General features: G+C 60.4%; 25 protein-coding genes. 8 read left to right on the top strand and 17 right to left on the bottom strand.

Annotation, left to right across the window (positions count from 1 at the left end; genetic code table 11):
* Positions 1-107 precede the first annotated feature (107 nt).
* From H096_RS11240 to H096_RS11230, 3 genes are all read right to left on the bottom strand, one after another.
* Entirely contained in the window at positions 108-1,016 is a 909-nt protein-coding gene (locus H096_RS11240; protein WP_033898240.1) for an AraC family transcriptional regulator, read from the bottom strand.
* A 36-nt stretch (positions 1,017-1,052) separates the two neighbouring features.
* The gene (locus H096_RS11235; protein ID WP_033898239.1) at positions 1,053-1,748 is read right to left on the bottom strand and encodes a fumarylacetoacetate hydrolase family protein; all 696 of its coding nucleotides are present in this window, start codon (positions 1,746-1,748) and stop codon (positions 1,053-1,055) included.
* Positions 1,749-1,813: 65 nt separating this feature from the next.
* A complete protein-coding gene (locus H096_RS11230; RefSeq protein ID WP_033898238.1) occupies positions 1,814-2,851 on the bottom strand; it encodes an AbrB family transcriptional regulator in 1,038 nt (345 codons plus the stop codon).
* 109 nt (positions 2,852-2,960) lie between these two features.
* Here H096_RS11230 and H096_RS11225 point away from each other — a divergent pair, with 109 nt between their 5' ends.
* Positions 2,961-3,860: a LysR family transcriptional regulator gene (locus H096_RS11225; protein ID WP_033898236.1), complete on the top strand. Its 900-nt coding sequence runs from the start codon at positions 2,961-2,963 to the stop codon at positions 3,858-3,860.
* Positions 3,861-3,864: 4 nt separating this feature from the next.
* Here H096_RS11225 and H096_RS11220 read toward each other — a convergent pair whose 3' ends face one another.
* Both H096_RS11220 and H096_RS11215 read right to left on the bottom strand, forming a co-directional pair.
* Positions 3,865-4,194 carry a hypothetical protein gene (locus H096_RS11220; protein WP_033898242.1) on the bottom strand — a complete coding sequence of 110 codons (330 nt, stop codon included), beginning with the start codon at positions 4,192-4,194 and terminating at the stop codon, positions 3,865-3,867.
* A gap of 92 nt (positions 4,195-4,286) precedes the next feature.
* Positions 4,287-4,727, bottom strand: a complete 441-nt coding sequence (locus tag H096_RS11215; RefSeq protein WP_033898235.1) for a carboxymuconolactone decarboxylase family protein — start codon at positions 4,725-4,727, stop codon at positions 4,287-4,289.
* 183 nt (positions 4,728-4,910) lie between these two features.
* On the opposite strand from H096_RS11215, the gene H096_RS11210 reads away from it, so the two are divergent.
* Both H096_RS11210 and H096_RS11205 read left to right on the top strand, forming a co-directional pair.
* Positions 4,911-6,296: a PLP-dependent aminotransferase family protein gene (locus H096_RS11210; RefSeq protein ID WP_033898234.1), complete on the top strand. Its 1,386-nt coding sequence runs from the start codon at positions 4,911-4,913 to the stop codon at positions 6,294-6,296.
* An 80-nt stretch (positions 6,297-6,376) separates the two neighbouring features.
* The gene (locus H096_RS11205) at positions 6,377-6,958 is read left to right on the top strand and encodes a TIGR00730 family Rossman fold protein (RefSeq protein ID WP_033898233.1); all 582 of its coding nucleotides are present in this window, start codon (positions 6,377-6,379) and stop codon (positions 6,956-6,958) included.
* A 59-nt stretch (positions 6,959-7,017) separates the two neighbouring features.
* On the opposite strand, the gene H096_RS11200 is transcribed toward H096_RS11205, so the two are convergent.
* Both H096_RS11200 and H096_RS11195 read right to left on the bottom strand, forming a co-directional pair.
* Complete coding sequence (locus H096_RS11200) at positions 7,018-9,519, bottom strand: TonB-dependent siderophore receptor (protein WP_033898232.1); 2,502 nt, start codon at positions 9,517-9,519, stop codon at positions 7,018-7,020.
* A gap of 173 nt (positions 9,520-9,692) precedes the next feature.
* Positions 9,693-10,130: a DUF3995 domain-containing protein gene (locus H096_RS11195; RefSeq protein ID WP_033898231.1), complete on the bottom strand. Its 438-nt coding sequence runs from the start codon at positions 10,128-10,130 to the stop codon at positions 9,693-9,695.
* A 93-nt stretch (positions 10,131-10,223) separates the two neighbouring features.
* Between H096_RS11195 and H096_RS11190 the strand changes: the two genes are divergently transcribed.
* Both H096_RS11190 and H096_RS11185 read left to right on the top strand, forming a co-directional pair.
* Positions 10,224-10,613, top strand: coding sequence for a DUF2946 domain-containing protein (locus tag H096_RS11190; protein ID WP_016975551.1), 390 nt, complete (start codon positions 10,224-10,226; stop codon positions 10,611-10,613).
* 95 nt (positions 10,614-10,708) lie between these two features.
* Positions 10,709-12,835 (top strand): TonB-dependent receptor, encoded by a 2,127-nt coding sequence (locus tag H096_RS11185; protein WP_033898230.1) that lies wholly within the window; start codon positions 10,709-10,711, stop codon positions 12,833-12,835.
* Between the two features lie 52 nt (positions 12,836-12,887).
* Here H096_RS11185 and H096_RS11180 read toward each other — a convergent pair whose 3' ends face one another.
* The gene (locus H096_RS11180) at positions 12,888-13,904 is read right to left on the bottom strand and encodes an ABC transporter substrate-binding protein (RefSeq protein ID WP_033898229.1); all 1,017 of its coding nucleotides are present in this window, start codon (positions 13,902-13,904) and stop codon (positions 12,888-12,890) included.
* A 133-nt stretch (positions 13,905-14,037) separates the two neighbouring features.
* On the bottom strand, positions 14,038-14,487 hold the full coding sequence (locus tag H096_RS11175; RefSeq protein ID WP_050554011.1) for a hypothetical protein: 450 nt from the start codon (positions 14,485-14,487) through the stop codon (positions 14,038-14,040).
* A 417-nt stretch (positions 14,488-14,904) separates the two neighbouring features.
* Between H096_RS11175 and H096_RS33080 the strand changes: the two genes are divergently transcribed.
* The 3 genes from H096_RS33080 (at position 14,905) to H096_RS11160 (ending at position 15,826) form a co-directional block, all read left to right on the top strand.
* Entirely contained in the window at positions 14,905-15,180 is a 276-nt protein-coding gene (locus tag H096_RS33080; RefSeq protein ID WP_082461522.1) for a hypothetical protein, read from the top strand.
* 110 nt (positions 15,181-15,290) lie between these two features.
* Positions 15,291-15,521, top strand: a complete 231-nt coding sequence (locus tag H096_RS11165; protein WP_033898227.1) for a hypothetical protein — start codon at positions 15,291-15,293, stop codon at positions 15,519-15,521.
* Positions 15,522-15,589: 68 nt separating this feature from the next.
* Positions 15,590-15,826 (top strand): DUF2789 domain-containing protein, encoded by a 237-nt coding sequence (locus tag H096_RS11160; RefSeq protein ID WP_033898226.1) that lies wholly within the window; start codon positions 15,590-15,592, stop codon positions 15,824-15,826.
* Positions 15,827-15,833: 7 nt separating this feature from the next.
* Here the strand turns inward: H096_RS11160 and H096_RS11155 are convergent, their stop codons facing one another.
* From H096_RS11155 to H096_RS11125, 8 genes are all read right to left on the bottom strand, one after another.
* Positions 15,834-16,037, bottom strand: coding sequence for a hypothetical protein (locus tag H096_RS11155; RefSeq protein ID WP_033898225.1), 204 nt, complete (start codon positions 16,035-16,037; stop codon positions 15,834-15,836).
* 115 nt (positions 16,038-16,152) lie between these two features.
* Positions 16,153-17,748: a methyl-accepting chemotaxis protein gene (locus tag H096_RS11150; RefSeq protein ID WP_033898224.1), complete on the bottom strand. Its 1,596-nt coding sequence runs from the start codon at positions 17,746-17,748 to the stop codon at positions 16,153-16,155.
* Positions 17,749-17,930: 182 nt separating this feature from the next.
* The gene (locus H096_RS11145) at positions 17,931-18,335 is read right to left on the bottom strand and encodes a TraR/DksA C4-type zinc finger protein (protein ID WP_010564800.1); all 405 of its coding nucleotides are present in this window, start codon (positions 18,333-18,335) and stop codon (positions 17,931-17,933) included.
* A 339-nt stretch (positions 18,336-18,674) separates the two neighbouring features.
* Positions 18,675-19,697, bottom strand: coding sequence for an ABC transporter permease (locus H096_RS11140; RefSeq protein ID WP_016975559.1), 1,023 nt, complete (start codon positions 19,695-19,697; stop codon positions 18,675-18,677).
* A gap of 26 nt (positions 19,698-19,723) precedes the next feature.
* Positions 19,724-21,277: a sugar ABC transporter ATP-binding protein gene (locus H096_RS11135; RefSeq protein WP_033898222.1), complete on the bottom strand. Its 1,554-nt coding sequence runs from the start codon at positions 21,275-21,277 to the stop codon at positions 19,724-19,726.
* A gap of 65 nt (positions 21,278-21,342) precedes the next feature.
* Positions 21,343-22,272: a sugar ABC transporter substrate-binding protein gene (locus H096_RS11130; RefSeq protein WP_033898221.1), complete on the bottom strand. Its 930-nt coding sequence runs from the start codon at positions 22,270-22,272 to the stop codon at positions 21,343-21,345.
* A 48-nt stretch (positions 22,273-22,320) separates the two neighbouring features.
* A complete protein-coding gene (locus H096_RS34225) occupies positions 22,321-22,497 on the bottom strand; it encodes a hypothetical protein (protein ID WP_167351258.1) in 177 nt (58 codons plus the stop codon).
* A 127-nt stretch (positions 22,498-22,624) separates the two neighbouring features.
* Positions 22,625-23,653: a Gfo/Idh/MocA family oxidoreductase gene (locus tag H096_RS11125; protein WP_033898220.1), complete on the bottom strand. Its 1,029-nt coding sequence runs from the start codon at positions 23,651-23,653 to the stop codon at positions 22,625-22,627.
* Between the last annotated feature and the right edge of the window lie 28 nt (positions 23,654-23,681).

Raw genomic sequence — 23,681 nt, 5'->3', positions numbered from 1 at the left:
TATGGCTCAGCAGTCGAAAAATAGCGGCCTACTTCAGACCATCCCTAGTAGAGGGCGCAATTGTAAGCAAATAGAAACACAGTGAATGTCGTGGATTTGTAAAACGCCTACAGCGCCTCGCCCTGCTGCTGACGACGGAACTGCCCCGGTGCCACGCCATGGGCCTTGCGGAAACACCGGGAAAAATACGCCTCGTCAGTGAAACCGCAGCGGTGCGCGACCACGCCAATCATCTGCGCACTGTTGAGCAACAAGGTGCGCGCCAACTGCATGCGCCGGTCGAGCACCAGTTGCGAGAAAGGTTTACCGGTTTCCTTGCGCAACAAATGAGTGAGGTAGTTGGGCGACAGGAACGCCGCCGCCGCTGCGTCCGTGAGGTTGAGCGTCGGTTCATGCAGGTGCTCGCGGATATAGCCCTGCACCCGTGCCAACGCATCCTTGCGCCCGCGCCGCGTGGCATTGTTGGCGGCGAAGGCCTGCAGCGGCTCGGCGTATTGCTCGCAGACCAGGCCGACCAGTTGAAACAGATAGCCCTTGAGGCGTTCGCGGGCGCCGAAGGTACGGTGGGCATCAAGTTCGCGCATATGGGCGAGCCAGGTTTTTACCTGCTCGAACGCCGCGTCTTCAAGGATGAAGTCCAGCTGTTCCTGAAAGCGAAACGGCGACAGCTCCGGCGCCTGGCCGATGGGAATGTCTTCCAGATCCAGGGGATCGCAGGTGAGCTGCGGTAGGAAAAACGCCTGGCTGAAGTTGATCAGCATGAATTCGCCCTCTTCGGGATGGGGAATCACATGCAAGCGATGGGGCAGGATGAACGCCAGGGCCTTGCGCGGAAACGGCCGCACCGCGCCGCCGATATGCTGCACGGTGTCGCCGCCGAGGTTGATCTGGATCTGGAAATACTCATGGCGATGAGGGCTGGTCAGCGCCGCCCGCCCGCGTTTGTCGCGGATATAGAAGTCGGGGCGGTCGCTGCGCTGTTGCATGCCGTAAGTGGTGACGCGGGTGCCTGGCATAACGGTCTCTCGGGTGGCCTGGGCACCACTGTAGCCTCAACCCTGGCCGAGGGTGAAACGCAACTCGCCGATGCCGTCGATGCCGGCGGTGACGACATCGCCCGGTTGCAAGGTGCCGACGCCCACCGGGGTGCCGGTAAAGATCAAATCGCCGGCCTTCAGTGCGACAGATTTGGAGGCATGGCTGATCACTTCGCTGACGGACCAGATCTGGTCGGCCAGGTCGCCCACCTGGCGCTGTTCACCATTCACGTTGAGCCAGATCTTGCCACTGGACGGATGCCCGACCGCGCTCACCGGTTGCAGCGCCGTTGTCGGTGCGGACGCATCGAAAGCCTTGGCCCAATCCCACGGGCGTGAGAGCTTTTTCGCCTGGGCTTGCAGGTCGCGGCGGGTCAGGTCGATGCCGACGCCATACCCCCAGATGTGGGAAAACGCCTGTTCCGGGCTGATATCGACCCCGCCCTTGCCGATGGCCACCACCAGTTCCACTTCGTGGTGCAGGTCGGCGGTCAGCGGCGGATAGGCGACCACGCCTTCGGCCGGCACCACGGCATCCGCCGGTTTCATGAAGAAGAACGGCGGCTCTCGGTCCGGGTCATGCCCCATCTCACGGGCGTGTTCGCTGTAGTTACGGCCCACACAGAACACCCGGCGCAGCGGGAAGCGGGCTTCGCTGCCCTGCACGGCCAGGGATGGGATGGGCGTCGGGGTGAATACATAGTCAGTCATGGCTTGGGCCTCGTCGTTACCTGGCGCCAGTATGGCGAGTGGCGCCGGGGCGAAGTTGGACAGGTCTACGCAGATTTTGCACTGGCCGGTGCTTGAGGCGACCGATCCAACAGGCGATACAACGGCAGGCACGCCGCCTGGATCAACAGCATGCGGATGACCTGCATCGCCGTCACCAATGTCACGGCCAGGCCCAGGGCCTCGGCGGTAAGGCTCATTTCCGGCGCGCTGCCGGGCATCATGCCCAGGGCCAGCGACAGCCACGGCATGCCCAACCCGGCACCCAGCGCCCAGGCCGACAATGCGCTGGCGATCACCGAACCGGTCAATAGCAGCAGCACTTTGCCCAGCAGGCCCGGCGCGCGCTGGAAGAAACTGCGGTCAAACGCGACACCCAATGCACAGCCAATCAGCAACTGGCCGCTGCCGCTGAGCCAGCCCGGCATGCTCATCGAGAGGTGATTGCAGCCCACGCCCACCGCGCAAATCAGGAACGGCCCGAACGTCCAAGGGTTAGGCAACTTGCACTGCTTGAAACCCAGGGCCGCCAGCCAGCCCACACCGAGGATGAAGATCAGCCAGGGCCAGACCACCGGCAACGGCGCATGCGCAACAACGGGGGGCATGCCGAAGGTGGCGACTGCCGGCACCGTCAAAAGAATCAGCAACAATCGGATGCTATGGGCGGCGGCGATAAAACTGGTGTCCGCCTGGCGTTGGCGGCCCAGGTGCACCATCTCGCTGGAATTGGCCGGCATCAAGGCAAAGAATGCGGTGCTGAAAGGCACGCCCCAGCGATGCAGGAGCAGCACCGAACACAGCGCCAGTATCAGCGTGAGCATCACCGCCGTAACGATCAGCCCGAGATGAGCCGCCACCTGCTGCATCACCGGCAGCGTGAAATGACAGCCGATGGCAACCGCCACGATGAGTTGCCCGGCCTGGCGGCCATGGGGAATTTCCGGCACCAGGCTGCCGGCACAACGAGTCAACATCACGGCGACCAGCGAACCGATCACCCAGGGCAACGGCCACCCCGCCCAACTGGCAAGGCTGCCGCCCAACGCGCCGATAATCAGTGTGAAAAGCCAATGGTTGGGCATGGTCGGGTACTCGGCATGGAGAAGAATGCCGACAGGCTATAGACTTGCTGTCATCACAGAAAATATCCATTTGTTAAGCCAGCTATCACACTTTGTTATGCGAGCCATCATGAACCTGAAAGCGCTGGAGTACTGCGTCGAAATCGCCCGCCAAGGCAGCTTCACCAAAGCCGCCCAAGCGTTGCACGTGGCACAGCCGGCGCTGAGCATGGCGGTGAGCCGATTGGAGGATGAGCTGGGTGTGGCCCTGTTCAACCGCGCGACGCGGCAGATCAGCGTGACTGCCGAAGGCCAGTTGTTCCTGGCACGCGCCGAGGCGTGTCTTGAAGGCTTGGCCGGTGCCCGCCGTGAATTGCAGGACCTGACCCAACTGCACAGCGGCGAAATCCGCGTGGGCGTACCGCCCATGTACGGCATCCGCCATATTCCCGAACTGCTGATGCAATTTCGCGCCCGGTACCCCGGCATTGCCATGCATGTGGTAGAAGGCAGCGCCGATGACATCAGCGAACGCCTGGCCACTCGGGATATCGATGTGGCGTTGTTGGAGTCGCGACGGGTGGATCCGGCGTGGGAGTCGGTGCTGCTCGGCAGTGATGAGATGGTGTTGTGCATGGCCCAAGATCACCCACTGGCGGGCAACTCGTCCATTGCGGCGCAGCGGCTGCAACACGAACCGATGCTGGTGTTCGACAACACCTTCCTGCAACGCCATCTGCTGGACGCCTTTTGCAGTAACGCCCGAGTGCGTTTCAACATCGCCCTGGAAAGCAACTTCGTGCCACTGGTGATTACCGCCACGCGCAACGGCATGGGCGTGTCCACCTTGCTGCGGTCGGTGCAGGAGCAAGAGCCAGGGTTGGCCGGCGTTTCATTCGAGCCGGCGCAATTCATGCACTTCAACCTATGCTGGCGCGCCAGCGAATACCTGTCCCAGGCCAATCGGCGGTTTATTGAGACGGCGAAGGTGTATTTCCAGGAAGACGCCAGCTCGCCGCTGTCACGTTAAGCGGTTATTTGCGTGCGACTTTGTAGCGCACGCAATCCTGATAGAAACCCTGGCGGATCGCCTCGGGCTTGAGCCGTGAACGGCTGTCGTAGGTCTGCTCGGTGATGCCCATGGCCATCATGCGCATCCACGACTTGTTGAACTTCATGCTTTGGATCTTCTGCCGCGCCGCGTACAACGACACGCCCGACAGTTTGAGTTCCTGGGCCCTGGCGGCGGTGCCGGCGCCCCAACTGCACATGTACTTGTCACCCTCGCGCAGCTCCCGTGCCTGCACGGCAGCCGCGCCGCCAGCCAGGGAGCAGGCGATCAGCATCATTCCAACAGAGCGCATTTGCATCCTCACCTAACCACCTGAAAATAAAAGCGATTCTGGCGAGGATTTTGTTACAAAGGGGCCATTAAATTGCCTTATTGCGCAAGGTTTCAGCTGGCCGCCGCCGGCGTGGTGCGAAAGGTGATGCCCAGTCGGTTGAAGGCGTTCATCAAGGCAATGCCGTAAGTCAGGTCGGCCAGCTCCTTGGCGCTGAACTCGGCGGCGGCCGCTGCGTACTCGGCATCCGAGACGTCGCTGCGGGTGACCGCTTCAGCGAAAGCCAGGGCGATGCGTTCGCGGGCGGTGAACACATCACGAGCGTCGTGCCACACCGGCACCAGCACCAGCTTGTCCACGGCCAGGCCTTGCTTGAGCAGGTCACGCGAGTGCATGTCGATGCAAAAGGCGCAGCCGTTAATCTGCGAAACGCGCAGGTAAACCAGGTCGATCAGCGTCTTGGGCAGGCCGCAGTTTTGCAGGTAGACATAAACGCTGCCGAAAGCCTTGTAGCCTTCCGGGGATGCTTGGGTGTAATCGAGGCGAGTGGTCATGATAAATCCTGTCGAGGTTGAGTGAAGGCACCATGTTGCAGCGCCATGGCTCACCTCTGAAGAGCCAAGAATGGGCCCGGTGACCGGACCATGATGGTCTAGTCAAATGTTGCAGTTATGGCACTTGGGTACAGGTCATGCAGCCGCTACAGTTAAGGCAGGCGCGACCAGGAAATCTCCCTCATGCACACCCTACCCCCGTTGGACCCTACCTCGGCCGAGCCGATCTACCGCCAGCTTTACTGGCGTTTTCGCAATGCCATCGCCGAAAGCCTGCTCAAGCCCGGCGAGCGCGTCCCGTCAGCGCGGGCACTGGCCAAGGAGTTGGGACTCGCGCGCGGCACCATCGACAGCACCTACGCATTGCTGACCGCCGAGGGTTACCTTGAGGCTCGCGGCCAGGCGGGCACGGTGGTGGCGCACGGTATCCAGAGCGCCCAGCCTACGCCCGTGGTCATCACGCCCTACAACGCCGTGCGACAACAGTCACACGTACTGCCCTTCCAGATGGGCCTGCCGGCGCTGGACGCTTTCCCGCGCAAAATCTGGTCGAAAATTGCCGCCCGTTGCGTACGCGCCACGCAACTGGCGGACATGGCCAACCCGCCGGTCTACGGCCTGCCTTCGCTGCGCACCGCTATCGCCAGTTACTTGCAGGTGGCGCGGGGAATCCATTGCTCGCCAGAGCAGATCTTCGTCACGTCGGGCTACCGCAACACGCTGAGCCTGGTCACCCATGCGTTGCTGTCACCCGGCGACGCGGTGCTGGTGGAAGACCCAGGTTATCTGCCCACGCGACCCTTGCTGGACCATTTGCAGATCAAGTCCATCCCTGTGCCGGTGGATCAGGACGGCCTCTGCGTACAGCACCTCGGCGCTGCCCGCGCAGTGGTCGTCACCCCGGCCCATCAAAGCCCGCTATGTGTGTCGCTGTCGCTGCCGCGCCGCCTGGAACTGCTGGCCTGGGCCCGCCGCGAACACGCCTGGATCATCGAGGACGACTACGACGGCGAGTACCGTTACGTCAGCCGCCCTCTACCGGCGCTCAAGAGCCTGGACCGCGAGGGTCGGGTGCTTTACGCGGGCACTTTCAGCAAAGTGCTGTTCCCCGGCATTCGCCTGGCCTATCTGGTGGTGCCCGTTTCCCAGGTCGGGCGTTTCGAGCAGGTCAGCCAGAGCTTCCTCGGCAACTGCCCGGAACTGACCCAGGCCATCGTCGCCAGTTTTATTGCCGAAGGGCATTTCGCCCGGCACATCCAGCGCATGCGCAAGCTGTACGGCGAGCGCCGCGAAGCCACCGCCAACGGGTTGCGCAAGGTATTGGGCGCGCATATTTCCATTGATGCACAACCTGGCGGGATGCACCTGATCCTGCGGTTCAAGACCCCGCAATCAGACCGCCTGCTGGTGCAGAAACTGGCGAGCGTCGGTCTCTTCGCAGAAGCCTTGAGTGAATGGAATGTCGTGCAGCACAGCGGTCCCGGCCTGCTGTTGGGATTTGCCAACATCGATTCCCAGGCCAGCGCTGAAGCATTGGGCCGGCGCATCCTGGAATGCTGGGTGGCCTAGTCATCAGGCGATTTCTTGGCGCTGTGCTTGTCAGCCAACAGGCGTGAAACTGCAACGCCCTCCCCCAGCCAGGATTTCTGATGCGCAGTCTCACGGTGTTTTGCGGCTCCAACTTCGGCACCCACCCTCGCTACAGTGAAGACGCCAAAGCCCTGGGCCGTGAAATCGCCCGGCGCGGTATTCGCCTGGTCTACGGCGGCAGCGCCAAAGGCTTGATGGGCATGATTGCTGATAGCGCGCTCGCTGAGGGTGGCGAAGTGATCGGCGTCATCACCCGATTGCTGCATGAGCTCGGGCACATGCATCCAGGGCTCAGCGCCTATGAAATCACCGAAGACATGCGCAGCCGCAAAGCGCGCATGAGCGAACTGGCCGATGGGTTTATCGCCCTGCCCGGTGGCCTCGGCACCTTCGAGGAGTTGTTGGAAGCGATGACCTTGACGCAGCTTGGCGAACACCACAAAGGCGTGGCCTGCCTGAATACCGCACAGTTCTTCGCGCCGCTGCGGGGCCTGTTCGCGCACGGCGTAAAGGAAGGCTTCATCAAGGCCGAGCACAGCCAGATGCTGATCGTCGAAGACCACCCCGGCGCCCTGCTCGATGCCCTTGGGCGGTGGCAGGCGCCGGTGGTCGACAAATGGATCGAGCCCGCTAAGCGCTAGCCCGTTTCGGCCTTGGCGATGCTGCTCCCGAATCCTTTCGCCAAGGCCTTTTTTTCACCTCACCACTGGTACGTGGCGCTTGCCTGTACGGTGCGCTGCGAGCCATACCAGCACCACGAATAGGAGTAGCAGGACGCAACGTACTCTTTATTCGCCAGGTTGGTGGCATTGAGCGCCAGGCGCAGGTTGTCCTTCAGGTTGGTGATGTTCGGGATGTCGTAGTGCACCGCCGCATCGAACAGGGTGTAGCCCGGCACCTTCAGGGTGTTGGCCGTATCGCCCCAGGACGAGCCGACATACCGCGCACCCGCGCCCGCACCGAAACCTTTCAGGTTGCCATCATGGAAGGTGTAGTCGGCCCACGCCGAAGCGGTGTGACGCGGCACGCCGTAAGTGGTGGTGCCTTCAGCGGCGATGGCCGGGCCTACGCCGATGTCACTGATGGGCGCGTAACGCACGGTGTTGTTGGACTTGCTGATGCGGTTGTCCAGGTAGGCATAGGCCGCAGTGATGTCCAGGTTATCGTTGAGGCTGGCCTTGCCTTCCAGCTCAAAGCCACGGGATTGCACTTCGCCGTCCTGGCTCTGGCAGCGCCCGGTGCCGCACAGATGAGTCGGGTCCGGGTCGGTGGTCAGCACGTTGGTCTGGCGCAGGTCGAAGATCGCCGCGGTGATAAAGCTGTTGCTGCCCGGCGGCTGGTACTTGATGCCGATTTCATACTGCTTGCCTTCAGTCGGCTTGAACACCGAACCGCCGTAGCCCGTACCCGACTGCGGGTTGAACGACTCCGCATAGCTGGCATACGGCGCCAGGCCATTATCAAACAGATAGACCAGGCCGATACGGCCGGTAAACGCCTTGCTGTCCAGGGACGACTCGGATTTAGAGCCGGTGCGAATCGTCTTGGTGCTGCTGTCAGTGCTGGCCCAGTCATAGCGGCCGCCCAACAACAGGACCCATTTGTCCCACTTCATCTGTTCTTGCAGGTACACACCGGTCTGCTCGCTGCGCGAGGTGCCGTCGGTGGTGTAGGCCGGCACCGGAACGGCCGCGCCGTAGACCGGATTGAAAATATCCAGGGTCGGGCCGGCGGTGTACACGCCCGAGCCGGACTTGGTGTCGGTGCTGGTGTTCTGGTAGTCGAGCCCCATCAACAAGGTGTGCTGCAACGGGCCGGTGTCGAATTTGGCCTGCACCTGGTTGTCGAGGGTGTAGGCGTCCAGGTCGACATCGCTGGCGATGGTCGAGCGGCGGATGGTGCGGTAATCCGCCATCAGGTAGTTGCTGTAGAGGCTGCGGTACTGGCCTTCGCTGCGCAGGTAGCGCGCATTCTGACGCACGGTCCACACGTCATCGAAGTGATGCTCGAATGCCCAGCCGATGCTGTAGTACTCGCGGTCACTTTTCTCGAAATTCTTTTCGCCGTCGTAGAAGTCCACATCGATACTGCGCCCGGTCGGGCTGTGCAGCACCGAGCCCCAGGCCGGCACCGAACCGTAGGACGCGCCTTTGGGGTCCTTCTGGAAATGCCCGAGCAGGGTCAGTGAGGTGGCGTCGTCCGGGCGCCAGGTGAAGGCGCTGGACAATGACTGGCGGCGCGTCTCGGTGTGTTCTACCTGGCCATCGGCATCGTCGAAAAGCCCGGCCACGCGGTAGGAATACACGCCCTGATCATCCAATGGGCCACTCAAGTCGAAGGTCGTACGCTTCTTGTTGAAGGTGCCGTATTCCACGCCCACTTCGTGAAACGGCGTATCCAGCGGGCGCTTGCTGACCATGTTGATCACGCCGCTCGGCGTGCCCTGGCCGTAAAGGACCGAGGCCGGGCCGCGTAGCACTTCGACGCGTTCCAAGTCGAAAGCGTCCTTTTGCGGCAAGGCGTCACGACTCGAGGGCATGCGCAGGCCGTCAAGGTAAGTGGCCGGCGAGAAACCCCGGATGGTCAATTGGTCGAGACGTGATGCAGTGGCGCCACGGGTTTCCGGAATGACGGCGGCGCTGTAGCGCAGGATCTGGTTGAGGCTCTCGGCGTTTTGCGCGCGCATCTGGTCTTTGGTGACGATGGAGATCGACTGCGGGGTTTCGATCAGCGCAGTGTCGGTCTTGGTGCCCGACAAACTGCGCATGGCCACATAACCGGACGCTGGCCCGGTCGGGCTCTCGCTCTGGTACGCGCCGCTGATGGTAGTGGCCTGCAACTCCATGGCCCCGCCGTTATCCGGGATGGCTTCCAGGCGGTAGCGGTCGGCGGAGAGCTTCAAGGCTTGCAAGCCGCTGCCGGCGAGCAACTGGTTCAGCGCCACATCGGTGTCGTACTGCCCACTCAGGGCCTTGCTGCGCTTGCCACGGGTCAGGCTTGCATCAAACGCCAGCACCAGGCCCGCCTGCTCGGCCAGGCTATTGAGCGCCTGGCTCAAATCACCAGCGGGAATCGAGAAACTGCGCACGGCGCTGCTGCTTTCTTCGGCAAAGGAGGACTGGACGGTCAGCAACGGCACGGCGGCAAAAGCCATCGCCACTGACAAGGCCAGTGGGTGCAAGGGACGAGCAAGGCGCGACATGGGAAATCCTGGGTAAGGGAGGTTCTATAAACCATGACGGCCATGTCGGAAGATCGGGCAAGGATGAGAGCGATTTTTATTTGAGTTGATGCGCTGCAATCAGGTTTATCGCTTTTTCGCAGGCTGTTGAGTTGGATCTTTGCGGTGTTCTCCTGTGTTCAGTCGGCCCTTTCTTACCCCCACGCCACCACCAACAACCCCACCCCCAACACCAGGCACAACGGCGAATAAAAATACGTATCCAACCGCGCAAACCGCGACCCACCGACCTTCTTGAAAAACCCCACCAACTCCGAATCCCCAATCGCCCTGGCAAACATCACCACCGCAATCGCACTGATCCCCCACTGCAACGCCCCATGAGACACTGCCGAGAAATACAGCCCAGCCCGCAAGCACACCATCAGTGCAATCCCCACCAACCCCATGGCAACCAGAAACGTAGCCAGCGCGGAGGGTTTGAACGCTGGTTTCGGCCCGCGAGCGAATTCGCCGGGCAATTGGGGAATGGCGGCCTGGAAGCCGAGTTTGCCTCCGGCAGCCCAGTACAAATGCACCATGCTGATGAAGGTGAAAATGCCGACAATCCATCGTGCGACAACAAAGCTCATGGCTGGCTCTCCCTTAAAAGGTGCGAAAGAGGATAGTCGCCTGGAGATTTTTTGCAGGCATTTCGTCGGCAGCTGATGGTAAAGTGCCGCCCCATGAAAATCGCTCGTGCCGACCGCTCGCTCATTGCCTGGATGCTCTATTGCTGCGTCCTGTTCAATGTGTTCGCCTGCAGTATCGGTCATGGGCAGATGGTCGGGATGCAGCTCAATGGCATCGGTGGTCAGTTTTGTACGGTAGACCCGCGAACCCAGGCGCCCAAGCCGTCCAACTCCACTGAAGAGAACCTGCCAACGCTGTCCAAGGCGTTTGGTTGCCCGCTGTGCTCCACCGGTGGCATGGGCCCGGCGCTGAGTTCCAGCTTGAATGTGGCAGTACTGCCACAGCCCCATGCACCGCCGCCGGCCATTGTCCTGGCTGCCGACATTCCTGCCCGCTTCACCTGGCCTGCGGCTAATCCGCGCGCACCGCCTGCTTTCGCCTGATCCCTTCGCTTTCCGATCTGCACTGACCACCGTTTCCGCGAGGACGTACGGGCGGCTGTGCGTTGTTTTCAAGCCAAGTTTTTCAGGATTCAACCATGAAACATCTTCCCCTGTTGGCGGGCCTGTTCGGCTGCCTGCCTGTCTGCGCCTGGGCCCTTGAGTTGGCCCCGACCACCATTGATGGCGAACAAACCGCCGAGCCTGGCCTGGCCCTGGATCAATCCAGCGGCATGGCCTCGCGCTTGGGTTTGAGTGTGCGCGAAACCCCGGCGTCGGTGGCTATCGCCAACCGCAATGACATCGAGCGCCATGGCGCCAAGACCTTCCGCGACGCTGCCAACACCTTGCCTGGCGTGAATGCCAGCGCCCCGCCAGGATTTGGCGGGTTTGTCTCCTACCGTGGCTTTACCAGCAGCCAGATCACCCAGATGTTCAACGGGATCAATGTGGCGACCGGCCTGGCCCGGCCGGTAGATGCCTGGATATATGACCGGGTGGAGCTGGTAGGTGGCCCCTCCTCCTTGATCAACGGCGCCGGCTCCGTGGGCGGTTCGCTCAACTACGTGACCAAGCTGGCCACCCGCGAGGAACAGGCCGCCGAAGGCCAGCTCACCTATGGCAGCTATGACACCGCCGGCATGGCGTTTGGCGTCAATCACGCCCTGACCGAACCCGGCGCCGAGGTGCAGCACTACGCGCGCCTGGATGTAAGCCGCAACACCAATCACAGCTACATCGACCGCGACCAGCGCGAGGCCTGGAGCCTGGCGTTTTCCCTGCTCAGCGACCTCACGCCCAACCTGTCTCACACCCTGGCGCTGGAATACCAGGATGAGCATGAAGACAACCCTTACTGGGGTACGCCGGTGCTCAATCCCAAGGTGGGCGAGCTGAAGATCGACAAGCACAACCGCTTCAACAACTACAACGTTGCTGACGGCCGCTATGAACAGCGCACGATCTGGGCGCGCTCGATCATCGACTACCGCCTCAACGACAACACCACCCTGAAAAACACCCTCTATCACCTGGACAGCCAGCGTGATTATCGCAACCTGGAAACCTACCAATACAACGCCGATAACAGCGCGGTGAACCGCTCGACGGCCTATCAGGTACGCCACCAGGGCGAACAGAACGGCAACCAGTTCGAGCTGCGCCACGATGACAGTATTTTCGGTTTGTCGACCACTTGGTCCGGGGGCTTCGAATACAAGGTCAACAGCACCACCAACACCCCACTGAATGTGCCGGGCAACAGCAGCGTGGACCCGAACAACTACAACCCTGGACACTTCTACGACATCCCGCGAACCCGTGAGAAGTTCGGCAAGGACAAGACCAACGAGGTCACCACCAAGGCGCTGTTCGTGGAGAACCGCCTGGGGCTCACCGATAAACTTTCGCTGCTCACCGGCCTGCGTTACGACGCCATCGACCTGGACGTCACCAACCATCGCGCGATCACCGCCACCAATCCCCGCCACTTCAAGCGCAGCTGGGAACCGGTAACCGGCCGCGTCGGCCTGACCTACCAGTTCATCCCGTCGGCCAACGTGTACGTGCAATACAGCACCGCCGCCGAGCAGCCGAACACTACCACGCAAGTGTTTGATGTCTCGACGGGCAAGCAGTGGGAAGTGGGCAGCAAGTTCGATTACCTGGACGGCCGTGGCTCGGCCACCGTGGCCGCGTACAAGATCGAGCGTAAGGATTTTGCCGTGACCGATCCGCAGGACCCGACCAACAGCATTCCGGTCGGGGCGCAGTCATCCAAGGGTATCGAGTTGGCCAGTTCGTTACGCATCACGCCAAGGTTGCTGGCGGAGGGTAACTTCGCCTGGGTCGACGCGGAATACGATGATTTCAACGAAAAAATAGCCAGTGGCGCGGTGGTCTCGCGTAAAGGTAATACGCCAACCAACGTGCCCAAGCGCGTGGGTAACCTGTGGCTGACCTATGATTTTGCCGAAGATTGGCAAGGGGGCGTGGATGCGCGTTATGTGGCCGAGGTGTACGCCGATAACGCCAACACCCAGACGGTGCCGGCCTACACGCTGTTCGGCACGTTCCTGCGATACAAGGTCGACTCACACACCTCGGTGACGGGCCGGGTGCGCAATTTGACGAATGAGGTATATGCCGAGTTTGCGCATGTGTCGCCGGCGTATTACCTGGGCTCGCCGAGGACATTTGAGCTGGCGGTGCAAACCAAGTTCTAACACCTGAATGTAAGAGCCCGGCTTGCCGGGCTCTTACAATGTATGCGCATTCTTACTTCAGACTCGCCTCAACTTTCTGCGCCACCTCTTCAGTCAACCAGGCTTTCCAAACTTCTGGGTGTTCCTTTAAAAACGCCTGGGCCACGTCCCGTGGCGCCGTATGATTCTCACTCATGGTCGCCAAGGCTTTGTTCAGCGGCTCAATCGGAAACTCGACTTTCTCGAAGAACTGCGCAATCTGCGGATGCTCCTTCTGGAACGGCGTCGACACCCCGATGCTCAACTTAGAGGCCAACGAGCGCGTGGGCTTCGGATCAGGATTATCCGCATCCGTCAGCGTCTTCCACGCCTCGGCATCAAACGGCGGCTCTTCCAGTTGGATCAACTTGTAGCGCCCCATCAACGGCGTTGGCGACCAGTAATAGAACAGCACCGGTTTGCCCCGGCGGATCGATGAGGCAATCTCGGCATCCAGTGCCGCGCCCGAGCCACTGCGGAAATTCACATAGCTGTCGTCCAACCCATAGGCCTTGAGCTTCTGTTTATTGACCACTTCCGAGGTCCAGCCGATGGGACTGTTGAGAAAGCGTCCCTTGCCGGGGGATTCCGGGTCCTTGAACACGTCTTTGTAGCGCGCCAGGTCCTTCACGCTCTTGAGTTCAGGCGCCAGGGGCTTGATGCCTTTGGCGGGGTCGCCCTTCACCACGTATTCCGGCACCCACCAGCCTTCGGTCGCGCCTTTGACCGTGTCGCCCAACCCAACCACTTTGCCTTCGGCTTCGGCCTTGACCCACACCGGGCTGCGGCCCGCCCATTCTTCGCCAATCACCTGGATGTCATTCTTCGCCAGGGCGGTTTCCAGGGTGATGGTGGTGCCAGGCAAGGTGTCGGTGGGCAAGTCATAGCCCTTCTCGACGATCACTCGCAGCACTTCGGTAATCAGGCTGCCGCTTTCCCAGTTCAAATCGGCAAAGTGCACTGGCTTCTCGGCGGCCGAAACCGGCAGTGCGGTCATTGACAAACTCAAGGTCGCCACGGACGCCGCCAACAGTGTTCTCAATCCTTTCATGCCCTTGCACCTCGCGATATCGCAGCAGACAGCGGACGGCTTTGCTACATAAGCGCGAAGCCTCTGAATAGTTAAGTCAACTCAACTGTAGTAGAGGTTCCGGGAGATAGCGGGTGTTCGAGGAATTTGATGCTTATTCGCTGGCCTTGAACGTGACCAATTCACCCTTGCGCCATTTGGCGGCCTTGCCGGTCACGGCCTTCAGGGTCTTGGTCAGGCCTTCCTGCAGTTGTTCGTTGGCGGCAAATACCAGCATCACGCTGTGACCTTCCTTGAACACGATGCCTTGGCCTTCGGCCGAGGACACAAAGGCGTAGTCACCGAGGCCATAGACGGTCAACTTGATGTCGCGAAACTTTAGCTCGAACTTGCCACCTTCACGGCTGGGCAATACCGCTGCGCGAAAGTGATCGCCGACTTTGAGTTCCAGACGCGGCTTGTCATCTACAACCATCGCCGCCTCGGTGTCGATCTCGGCGATGTAGATGCCTTCCGGCGTCTGCTCCGTGATGTAAACAAAACGGGATTGAAACTGCTTGACCAACTTTGCGCGCAAATCACCCAGCACGAACAACGCGTGCATATCCAGATTACTGACTGCCAAGGAAACGCCCCCACATCGAAAAGAGCGCCGTCCGCCAGAGCGGGCAGCACAAAAAAACGGCCATTACGGCTCGGTTACATCACTCATTCTGTGAAAAAAACTGAAGAAGATCCCGCTGTCGCGCCATAAGACTAGTACAGACGTACGCGATGGACCTTGTGCAAGGTCATCAGGCATCACAGGAGATCACAGGTTCAACAGCCCGAGAATACGGGCCGACCAACTTCAGAAAATAACCTAATTAAAAATGCGGTTTTCCGACATGCAAACACAAATAAACACGCTGTCATGGAACCGGGCGCTGGCCGCCGACGACAATACTAAAACAGCAGCACCGATCAAAACCACCCAAAACGTTGCAATCAAGTCAACCGGATCGATCGAAAGGAGCAGGCCATGCAACGATCAACCTACAATGCAATGTCTTCGCACACCCGTTCATCATGCCAGGGCGAGGCTCAATACTACCGCTTGGGCGGCTTCGACGGGTACCCGGATTCGGTTCTTTACCAAGTCGTACCTGCCGGCAAAAACTTTTTCCATATCCGTGAAGTGCTCAGCGGCCGAATCAAAGGCTTTCGCAGCGGCCATGTCAAGGCGTGTGAACTGGCCAAGACACTTGAAGCCCAGTTGCAGGCACCTCACGGAGCGGTCGTTTCATCCGCCCTATAACTTAACTGCGCCGCCGACCTGCAACAACTGCCATACTGGCCCGTCCACTGAAGTGTGTGCCCTGCGGGCCAGGCTTCACCAGTGCAGTTATCTCCAAGGGAAGGCTCTACGTGACGGAATTTGATATCGGCGAATTTTTCATCCATGGCGACGCAAGGGAAGTAGACGGTGAATTTCAAGCAGTGATCATCATGCGGGCCAAGCCACCGCTGACCACTGTCACCACCCATCAAGTGGAAAAGGACCGCTGGTTCAAAACCGTCGACGCTGCTGCCCTCGCAGCCAAGGAATCCGCCAAGGCCCTGAAAGCTGCTGTGGATGCCGGAGCCTTGAATTCCTGACAATCCGATAGAACTCTGTTGCTCCGTCACCCTCCCATGTACAACCACCACCCTGCATGGAGAACGATATGGACGCGCCAATTCCTACCCTTGAAACCCTGTTCGAACAATTGGGCCTGGATTCAACTCCGGACGCCATCGACGCCTTTATCGTCGCGCATCCCTTGCCTGAAGATGTAAAGCTGATCGATGCGCCGTTCTGGTCTAAACAGCAAGCAGCCTTTCTGAAAGAAGAGCTGCGCGAGGACGCTGAATGGGCGATTCCCGTGGATGAGCTGAATCAACGCCTGCATCAATCGCAATAAACCCGTCTCAATGCAGGCTGTCCGACTGTTCCAGGCGCAACAGCGCCTGCCAGGCAGCCCTGCACTCCTCCGCTTCATCGCGACTGGCGAACGCCGTACCGCGTTGCTCACCGTTGAGCAACACCACCCAGCAGGCCCTCTGGCCCAGCGCACGCAGGGTTTGGGGTACGCCACTGCCAATCATCACGGCGACATCGACTTTGTTTTGCATGGAGCTTCTCCGCAGCATTAGTTAGCTGGCTAACAATGTTGGCCATGCTACGGTTTTCTTCCAGTTGGAAAAAGCTATCCCCGGAATAGCTCCATTGCATAAACAGCAATAATCCCTAGCGTCCGCCCTTTACCGCTTCGGGTTTATAGCCCAGGCGCAAGCCGCCCCAATGCCGGCCCTTGACCATGATCGGCACCGACAAGTCGTGCATCAGCTCTCCGGTGTCGCGGGTATAGGTTTGCAGCAAGACGGCCTGCTGGTGGCTGCCACATCGGATTCCGGTGCGGTCTTCGAATTTGCGTTTGGTGCGGTTCTGCACCGCATCCACCTGCGCATCGCCGGTCAGCGCGTGGGAAAACGCCTTGTTATGCGTCGGCACGTAGCCCTGGGGCGTACAGGCAATGGCAAAGACCAAGCCTTCATGGCGTGGCAGCAGCGCTTCTTGGATCGCCGGCAACACCTGGTCGGTGTAGCCGTCAAAGCGGGTGTGGTACTTACTCGGGCGGGTGTTGGCAATCGGCGTATAGCTGCGGTCGAACAGGTCATCCAGGCTGATCCGATTCTGCTGCACGTCGGCTTCGAATTGCGCAGCAATCCGGCTCGCCCCCTCGCGCGCCAGGTCGTAGATGCGCTGGTGATAGTCATCCAGCCCAACTTCCGCCAAGCGCTCGCTGATGGTTTCGGCCTGCCCCTCCATCTGCACCGCGGCGTCGGCCAGTTGGCGGGTTTGCTGATCACTGACAGCCAGATCGCTGCGCATCTGTTCCACGGCATGGAACAAGCTGTCGAGCTGGGTGCGGTTGGTGTCGGTGCCCTGGGCGATCTCATTGACCTGGCCTTCCACATCCGCCGCCAGGCTGGCGATACTCTGCAACTGCTCACCGGCGTGCTCCACCTGCTCCACGCCGGTATGCAGGTCCGCCGAGAGCTGGCGAATCTGCTCCACCACTTGGGCCGTGCGTTGCTGGATATCCGCGACCATCACCCCGACTTCATCGGTAGCCGTGGCCGTACGCCCCGCCAACCCACGCACTTCATCCGCAACTACCGCAAACCCACGCCCATGCTCACCGGCCCGCGCCGCTTCAATGGCCGCGTTGAGTGCCAGCAGATTGGTCTGGCTGGCAATGGATTGGATCACCAGGGTCACCCGCTGGATTTCCTCGCTGCGCAGGCTCAAGGCTTCGATCAGTTCACGGCTGGCATTCGCACGCTGGCTGAGCTGGTGCATGCGGGTGATCGACTGGGCCAGCACTTCGCGGCCTTCGGTGCTGCGTTGATGGGCCTGGCTGGCGGCACCCAGTGCTTCGCGGCTGAGTTGGGAGGTGACCTTTTCGGTGCCGATCATCACCTCGGCACTGCTGACAATCTGCTTGGCCGCGCCCAGCTGCGACTGCACGCGCGCGGCCAGTTGCTTGACCGAATAGGCCACACCGGCGGCGGACAACGCGTTATGACTGGTGGTGTAGGACAGGTCGCGCGTCAATTCGCCGATGGCATCGACGGCATCGGAAGATGCGATAACAGGTGTGCGACTTTTCAATCGAGGCAGCCAGATCACCAGCAGAACCAGTGGCAGGCAAAGGTAGAGCGGCAGGCTGGCGAGCGCCAACCCAAGCAGGACCAACACCAGGGCGGTGCTCTGCAACAGTGGCGTCAGCCAGCCGGGCAGCCCGCGCGCCACCGTTTGCGGTGACACTGCTGCGCCCATCAGAGATCCGTCTCCAGCCATCTTCGTTACCCCACTGCTTGTCATTATTGTCGCTGCATTAAACGCCACTATCGGGCCATTATCCATGGGCCTTTAGTGGGGTAGCTTGCAACAGATCAATAGACCGGGTGTAACGGGTCTTTCCCTGGGAAACCGCAGGACGGTACCCCAGCTTCACCGCATCAGGCTTGGCGCTGATGCTTGTCGATCTGCTCGTGGCGCTCTTGCGCTTCGATGCAGTACTTGGTGGTCGGGCTGATCAGCAGGCGCTTGAGGCCAATAGGTTCGCCGCTGTCATCGCACCAGCCGAAGGAATCTTCCTTGATGCGCTCCAGTGCACGCTCCAGCTGCGGCAGCATGCGCTGGTCGCGGTCAATGGCGTTGACCAGCCAGGTGCGCTCTTCTTCAACGGAAGCAGCGTCAGCCGGGTCAGCCGGGGTGTCCAGGCTTTCAATGGCGATACGGTTCTGTTCAATGCGCTCGTGGTGTTCCACTTTCATGTCTTGCAGCAACTGCTCGAAAAAAGCGTGCTGTTCGGCATTCATGTAGTCATCCGCCGGCATGGCCAGCAACTTTTCCTTTGTCATTGATTTCTCTATAAAAAATACGTGCATTAAGGCGAATAAGGGAGCGTTCCGGCCGACCTCTGCAGGTCTCGGAAGGGCGCCATCCATTTCAAGCGCCACCCGGCACTCAATTTACGAGGGGCGGCAGTCTAAGGCCGACTTGAGGGCGCAGCAACTGAAAAGACAGGCAATTTTTCCGAGATAACCCCCAAAAGCACCAGGACGGGCTCGGCGAATGGTCATCGGAGTGCGTTTATAGCAGGAAAGTTCGTGAAGCAGCTATAAGCCGCAAGCTGCAAGCGACAAGCTGCAAACACTCGCCCTGCTTGCAGCTTGAGGCTTAAAGCTTGCCGCTGCGCTTCAGCGCTTTAGCTTGCGCTTGTTGCGATACTGGTCGATTACCACCGCCACCACGATGATCAGGCCCTTGATGATGTCCTGGATATACGCGTCCACCCCGACAAAGGTAAACCCGCTGGCCATCACCCCAAGGATCAGCGCGCCGATCACAGTGCCGGTGATGCGCCCTACTCCGCCCGCCAGGCTGGTGCCGCCGATCACCGCCGCCGCAATCGCATCCAGCTCATAGGACATGCCCATGCCGGCCTGGCCGGTGGCGGCACGTGCCGAGGCCACCACGCCAGCAAGACCTGCCAGCAGGCCGGCGATGCTGTACACGATGATCAAGTGGCGTTTGACGTTGATGCCCGAGGTACGCGCCGCCTGCATGTTGCCGCCGATGGCGTAGGTGTACTTGCCGTACTTGGTGTAGCGCAGGGCGATATGGAAGATCACCGCTACCACCAGGAAGATGATCACCGGCATCGCACCATGGCCGATGGCCGTGTACGAGTCAGAGAGCATGCTCACCGGCTGGCCTTCGGTGTAGTAACGCGCCAGGCCACGGGCCGAGACCATCATGCCCAGGGTCGCAATGAACGGCGGGATGCCGGTGACGGCGATGATGCTGCCGTTGATCGCCCCCGCCAGCAGCCCCACGCCCAACCCCATCGCCACCGGGATCCATACCGGCAAGTCGGTCAGGCTCGGGAACACCGCACGGGAAAAGTCGGAAGTCTGGGCAAGACTCGCGGCGATCATCGCCGACAGCGCCAGCACCGAGCCGGAGGACAGATCAATCCCCGTGGTGATGATGACCTGGGTCACGCCGATCGCCAGCAGGCCGATGATCGATACTTGCAGGATCATCAGCACCAAGCGCTGGGAGTTCATCAGGAAACTCTGGTCCCGCACGATCCAGCCAAACAGCTCGAAGACCAGGCCGATACCGATCAGCACCAGGAAGATGCTCAGCTCGGTGGGCATGCGTCGACGACTTTTAGTGGGCACCGTCGCAGGTTTGTTGTCCGTTATTGCATTCATAGCCAATCACCTTCTTATTCTGTACGTCAGTGGACTGCCGTCATCCCGGAGGCCAACTGCATGACTTTTTCCTGGGTCGCTTCGCTACGGTCCAGGGTGCCCATCAATTCGCCTTCGTGCATCACCATGACCCGGTCGCTCATGCCCAGCACTTCGGGCAATTCGGAGGAAATCATGATCACCGCCATGCCTTCGCTGGCGAGGAATGAGATCAATCGGTAGATCTCCGCCTTGGCGCCCACGTCGATGCCACGGGTGGGTTCATCGAGGATCAGCAGGCGCGGGTTGGTCATCAGCCAACGCGCCAGCAAGGCCTTCTGCTGATTACCGCCGGACAAGGTGTCGATGCACTGCTCAAGGGACGGGGTTTTCACCCGCAGCTTCTTGCACATGTCTTCGCACAGCGCGCGCAGGGCCTTCTGCTGGATAAAGCCGTTGCCGGTGTAGTGCGGCAACACCGCCATTTCCATGTTTTCCAGGACCGACAGGCACGGGAAGAGGCCACTGAGCTTGCGATCCTCGGTCAACAGCGCGAAGCCTTTTTCGATGGCCATGTGCGGGTCGGTGATGCGCACCGCCTTGCCATCCAGGGTGATCTGGCCGCTGCTGCTGGGGGTGATGCCAAAAATGGTTTCTGCCACGTTGGTACGGCCCGAGCCCATCAGGCCGGCGATACCGAGGATTTCGCCGGCGTGCAGGTCGAACGACACGTCCTTGAACACGCCGTCCAGCGTCAGGTCGCGCACCGTCAGCAACAGGTCGCCGATGGGCGTCTCGCGCACCGGGAACAACTGGCTCAGTTCACGGCCGACCATCATCGAGATCAGGCTGTCGCTGTTCATGCTGTCGGCGCGCTGCAGGCCGATGTAGTGGCCGTCTCGGAACACCGCCACTTCATCGGCGATGGCAAACACTTCGTTCATTTTGTGGGTGATGTAGACGATGCCTTTGCCCTGGGACTTGAGGTCGGCAATGATCGAAAACAGGTGGGCCACTTCCTTCTCGGTAATGGCCGATGTCGGCTCATCCATGATCAGGATGTCGGAGTCGTAGGACACCGCCTTGGCAATCTCGACCATCTGCCGCTCGGCGATGCTCAGGTTGCCCACGTGTTCCTCGGGGTCCAGGTTGATGCGCAGGCGCGCCAGCAATTCGGCAGTGCAGCGGTGCATTTCGCGGTGGTTGACCATGTGCAGGCTGTTGAGCTGCTCGCGGCCGATCCAGATGTTCTCGGCGATGCTCATGTGCGGCATCAGGTTGAGTTCCTGGTGGATCATCGCGATCCCGGCCTTCTGGGCCGCCAGGGGTGTTTCAAACACGATCGGCTTGCCACGCAGGCGGATTTCCCCGGCGTCGGGCTGGTAGATGCCGGCGATGATTTTCATCAGCGTCGACTTGCCCGCACCGTTCTCGCCCATCAGCGCCAGCACGGTGCCAGGGCGCACCCGCAATTGCACGTCGGCCAGGGCCACGACGCCGGGAAAGCCTTTGCTGATATTGACGATTTCCAGCAGGTAGGGTTCTTCCAGCGGCTGGGGCTGGATACCGGGAGGCTGCGAGACAGTCGCTTGAGCGAGCATAGGGAGGTACTCCATCGGCAGGGCGGGCACGACCGCCCTGCCGGCTTATTGTTGTTATGTAGGGACTATTTGAAGTCTTTGACGTTGTCCGGAGTGATCAGCTGGAACGGGATCACCACGTTCTGCTCGATAGGCTCGTTCTTGGCCATCTTGCGCGCCGTCTCCACCGACTTGTCGGCCTGACCCTTGGCGTCCTGGAAGGCCGACACGGTCATGTCACCCTTGGTGATCGCGTTCAGTCCATCCGGCGTGCCATCGACACCGGCGATCAACACGCCCTTCTTCCCCGCAGACTTCAGGGCCATGGACGCGCCGATGGCCATTTCATCGTTGTTAGCCAACACCGCGTTGAACTCACGGCCCTGGGTCAGCCAGTCGTTGACCAGGGTCATGCCCTTGTCACGCAGCCAGATACCGGTCTGTTCCTGTTCGATCTTGATGCCGGGGTACTGGGTCAGGACTTCCTTCACGCCCTTGGTGCGGTTGGTGGTGGAGTTGTTCGCCAGGTCGCCCAGCAGGATCACGATGTTGCCTTTGCCGCCGAGCTTTTCAGCGATGTACTGCATCTGCAACTTGCCGGCCTCGACGTCGTCGGACGTCACTGCCGCGACGCCTGGGGCCAATGTCGGGCTGTCAGGACGACGGTTGACAAACACCAGCGGGATTTTTGCTGCGGTGGCGGCCTTGATGATGTTGGCCGTCGACGCGGTGTCTACCGGGTTGACGATGATCGCGTCGACTTTCTGACTGATAAAGTTCTCGACCTGACTCAGTTGCTTGACCACGTCGGCACGCGCGTCTTCGAACTGCAATTGCACGCCATCGCCCTTGGGATAGGACTTGGCCTGCTTGTCCATGTCTTCGCGCAGGTAGGTCAGGAAGGTGTCATCGAAGGCGGACATGCTCACGCCTATCTTCAGATCAGCAGCCGAGGCAACACCGCTGGCGAGCAGCATGGACAAGGCCAGGGCGGTAAAACGGATCGGGGTCTTCATGAACGGTCTGTCTCCACTTTCTTGTTGGTTTTTTGGACGTTGCGTTTATCAGAGCTCGGCAGGCAGCCGGACGACGGGTGCACCGGGAATGCAGCACAGCAGCGCGCCTTTGTTTTCGACGCACAGCACATTAAGGAAGGAGAAGTAGAACGGCCGGGCGCGGGGCAGACCGCGTGGCGCTTTGGCAGGGCGTAAAACTCGCAGTACAGCGTTGAAGATTTTCATCTGACGGTACCTGGTTGTTTTTGATCTTGTTTTTGTTGAGTCGCCCGGATCGAGCCCGAACGTACTTTATGCAACCTGGAAAAGACTTTATTGGAAAATAATTTCCATATCAACCTGTTTTAGAATTTTATTCTATTTTTGTTGAAACCACCTGCTGGCGCTCGGCGCTGAGCCGTGCGGCGTCCAATATACGGGTGGTTTCCAGGGCGTCATAGGCGTCCACCGGCAAGGGTCCCTGCCCTTGTACCGCCAACTGCAACTGCCGATAGAACTGCGTCCAGCAGCCCTTTTCCGAAGGGACTCGCTCACGCTCCGCACTTTGCTCGAACCAGCCCCAGCGTCGATGCTCTTCGGCGCCCCAGTGTTCGCCTTCGGTTTTAGGCGATTTGCCGGCCATTAGCGCCTCTTCCTGACCGTCCAGGCCTTCGACGGTGTAGCAACCTGCGCTGCCACTGACGCGAAAACGCGGCGCCTGGCTGTTTTGCAAGGCGTTGCCCCACAGGTGTGAGATCACACCATTGGCATGGGTCAGAGAGACAAAGAAACCGTGATCCACCGTGGGGTGTTCGGCGGTGTAATGCAGCTGGGCAAACACCCGATCCACCGGGCCGAACAGTTGCAACGCCTGGTCGACCAAATGGCTGCCCAGGTCGCGCAGCCAGCCGCCACCGCTGGCGTTGCCCACGGCCTGCGGGCTGTAGCGTTCCACACGGGATTCAAAACGGGTGATCTTGCCCAGGGCGCCGGCATCGATGAGCTTGCGCAGGGTCAGGTAGTCCGAATCCCAACGCCGGTTCTGATACACGCTGAGCAGCGTGCCCTGGCGCTCGGCGGCAGTGATCAGCGCCTGGGCCTGTTCGGCGTTGGCGGCGAAGGGTTTGTCGCTGACCACGGTGACACCGTGTTCGATGGCCTCCAGCACCAGGGCCGGGCGGCCTTTGAGGGTGGTGGAGATGACCAGGGCGTCGACACCGGCCTCGACGATCTGGCCGATGGAGTCGAAGGCCTTTACACCGGGAAGGTCCGTGTTCAATTGCTGTCGGCGCTCCGGCGAGCGTGTCACCACGCCAACAAACGTAGCGCCGGGCAGTGTTGCAATCAGCGGCGCATGAAAGAAGCGCCCTCCGTGGCCGTAGCCGACCAATCCAATTCGCATACATATACTCCTCAATTGAAGTGGAAGC

It is taken from the genome of Pseudomonas sp. FH1, assembly GCF_000510895.2.
Classification (GTDB): domain Bacteria; phylum Pseudomonadota; class Gammaproteobacteria; order Pseudomonadales; family Pseudomonadaceae; genus Aquipseudomonas; species Aquipseudomonas azotoformans_A.
Note: the sequence above shows the minus strand (reverse complement) of the source record. Positions and strands in the feature narration are given on the sequence as shown.

Bases quoted from the DNA above. Each gene is read 5' to 3' on its own strand.
- H096_RS34225 (WP_167351258.1), bottom strand. From the start codon at position 22,497: ATGAAAATCTTCAACGCTGTACTGCGAGTTTTACGCCCTGCCAAAGCG.
- H096_RS11150 (WP_033898224.1), bottom strand. From the start codon at position 17,748: ATGGGCGCAGCAGTGTCACCGCAAACGGTGGCGCGCGGGCTGCCCGGC.
- H096_RS11240 (WP_033898240.1), bottom strand. From the start codon at position 1,016: ATGCCAGGCACCCGCGTCACCACTTACGGCATGCAACAGCGCAGCGAC.
- H096_RS11125 (WP_033898220.1), bottom strand. From the start codon at position 23,653: ATGCGAATTGGATTGGTCGGCTACGGCCACGGAGGGCGCTTCTTTCAT.
- H096_RS11185 (WP_033898230.1), top strand. From the start codon at position 10,709: ATGAAACATCTTCCCCTGTTGGCGGGCCTGTTCGGCTGCCTGCCTGTC.
- H096_RS11155 (WP_033898225.1), bottom strand. From the start codon at position 16,037: ATGCAAAACAAAGTCGATGTCGCCGTGATGATTGGCAGTGGCGTACCC.
- H096_RS11195 (WP_033898231.1), bottom strand. From the start codon at position 10,130: ATGAGCTTTGTTGTCGCACGATGGATTGTCGGCATTTTCACCTTCATC.
- H096_RS11175 (WP_050554011.1), bottom strand. From the start codon at position 14,487: ATGCACGCGTTGTTCGTGCTGGGTGATTTGCGCGCAAAGTTGGTCAAG.
- H096_RS11205 (WP_033898233.1), top strand. From the start codon at position 6,377: ATGCGCAGTCTCACGGTGTTTTGCGGCTCCAACTTCGGCACCCACCCT.
- H096_RS11220 (WP_033898242.1), bottom strand. From the start codon at position 4,194: ATGCGCTCTGTTGGAATGATGCTGATCGCCTGCTCCCTGGCTGGCGGC.
- H096_RS33080 (WP_082461522.1), top strand. From the start codon at position 14,905: ATGCAACGATCAACCTACAATGCAATGTCTTCGCACACCCGTTCATCA.
- H096_RS11215 (WP_033898235.1), bottom strand. From the start codon at position 4,727: ATGACCACTCGCCTCGATTACACCCAAGCATCCCCGGAAGGCTACAAG.
- H096_RS11235 (WP_033898239.1), bottom strand. From the start codon at position 1,748: ATGACTGACTATGTATTCACCCCGACGCCCATCCCATCCCTGGCCGTG.
- H096_RS11225 (WP_033898236.1), top strand. From the start codon at position 2,961: ATGAACCTGAAAGCGCTGGAGTACTGCGTCGAAATCGCCCGCCAAGGC.
- H096_RS11160 (WP_033898226.1), top strand. From the start codon at position 15,590: ATGGACGCGCCAATTCCTACCCTTGAAACCCTGTTCGAACAATTGGGC.
- H096_RS11140 (WP_016975559.1), bottom strand. From the start codon at position 19,697: ATGAATGCAATAACGGACAACAAACCTGCGACGGTGCCCACTAAAAGT.
- H096_RS11130 (WP_033898221.1), bottom strand. From the start codon at position 22,272: ATGAAGACCCCGATCCGTTTTACCGCCCTGGCCTTGTCCATGCTGCTC.
- H096_RS11145 (WP_010564800.1), bottom strand. From the start codon at position 18,335: ATGACAAAGGAAAAGTTGCTGGCCATGCCGGCGGATGACTACATGAAT.
- H096_RS11200 (WP_033898232.1), bottom strand. From the start codon at position 9,519: ATGTCGCGCCTTGCTCGTCCCTTGCACCCACTGGCCTTGTCAGTGGCG.
- H096_RS11135 (WP_033898222.1), bottom strand. From the start codon at position 21,277: ATGCTCGCTCAAGCGACTGTCTCGCAGCCTCCCGGTATCCAGCCCCAG.
- H096_RS11180 (WP_033898229.1), bottom strand. From the start codon at position 13,904: ATGAAAGGATTGAGAACACTGTTGGCGGCGTCCGTGGCGACCTTGAGT.
- H096_RS11190 (WP_016975551.1), top strand. From the start codon at position 10,224: ATGAAAATCGCTCGTGCCGACCGCTCGCTCATTGCCTGGATGCTCTAT.
- H096_RS11230 (WP_033898238.1), bottom strand. From the start codon at position 2,851: ATGCCCAACCATTGGCTTTTCACACTGATTATCGGCGCGTTGGGCGGC.
- H096_RS11210 (WP_033898234.1), top strand. From the start codon at position 4,911: ATGCACACCCTACCCCCGTTGGACCCTACCTCGGCCGAGCCGATCTAC.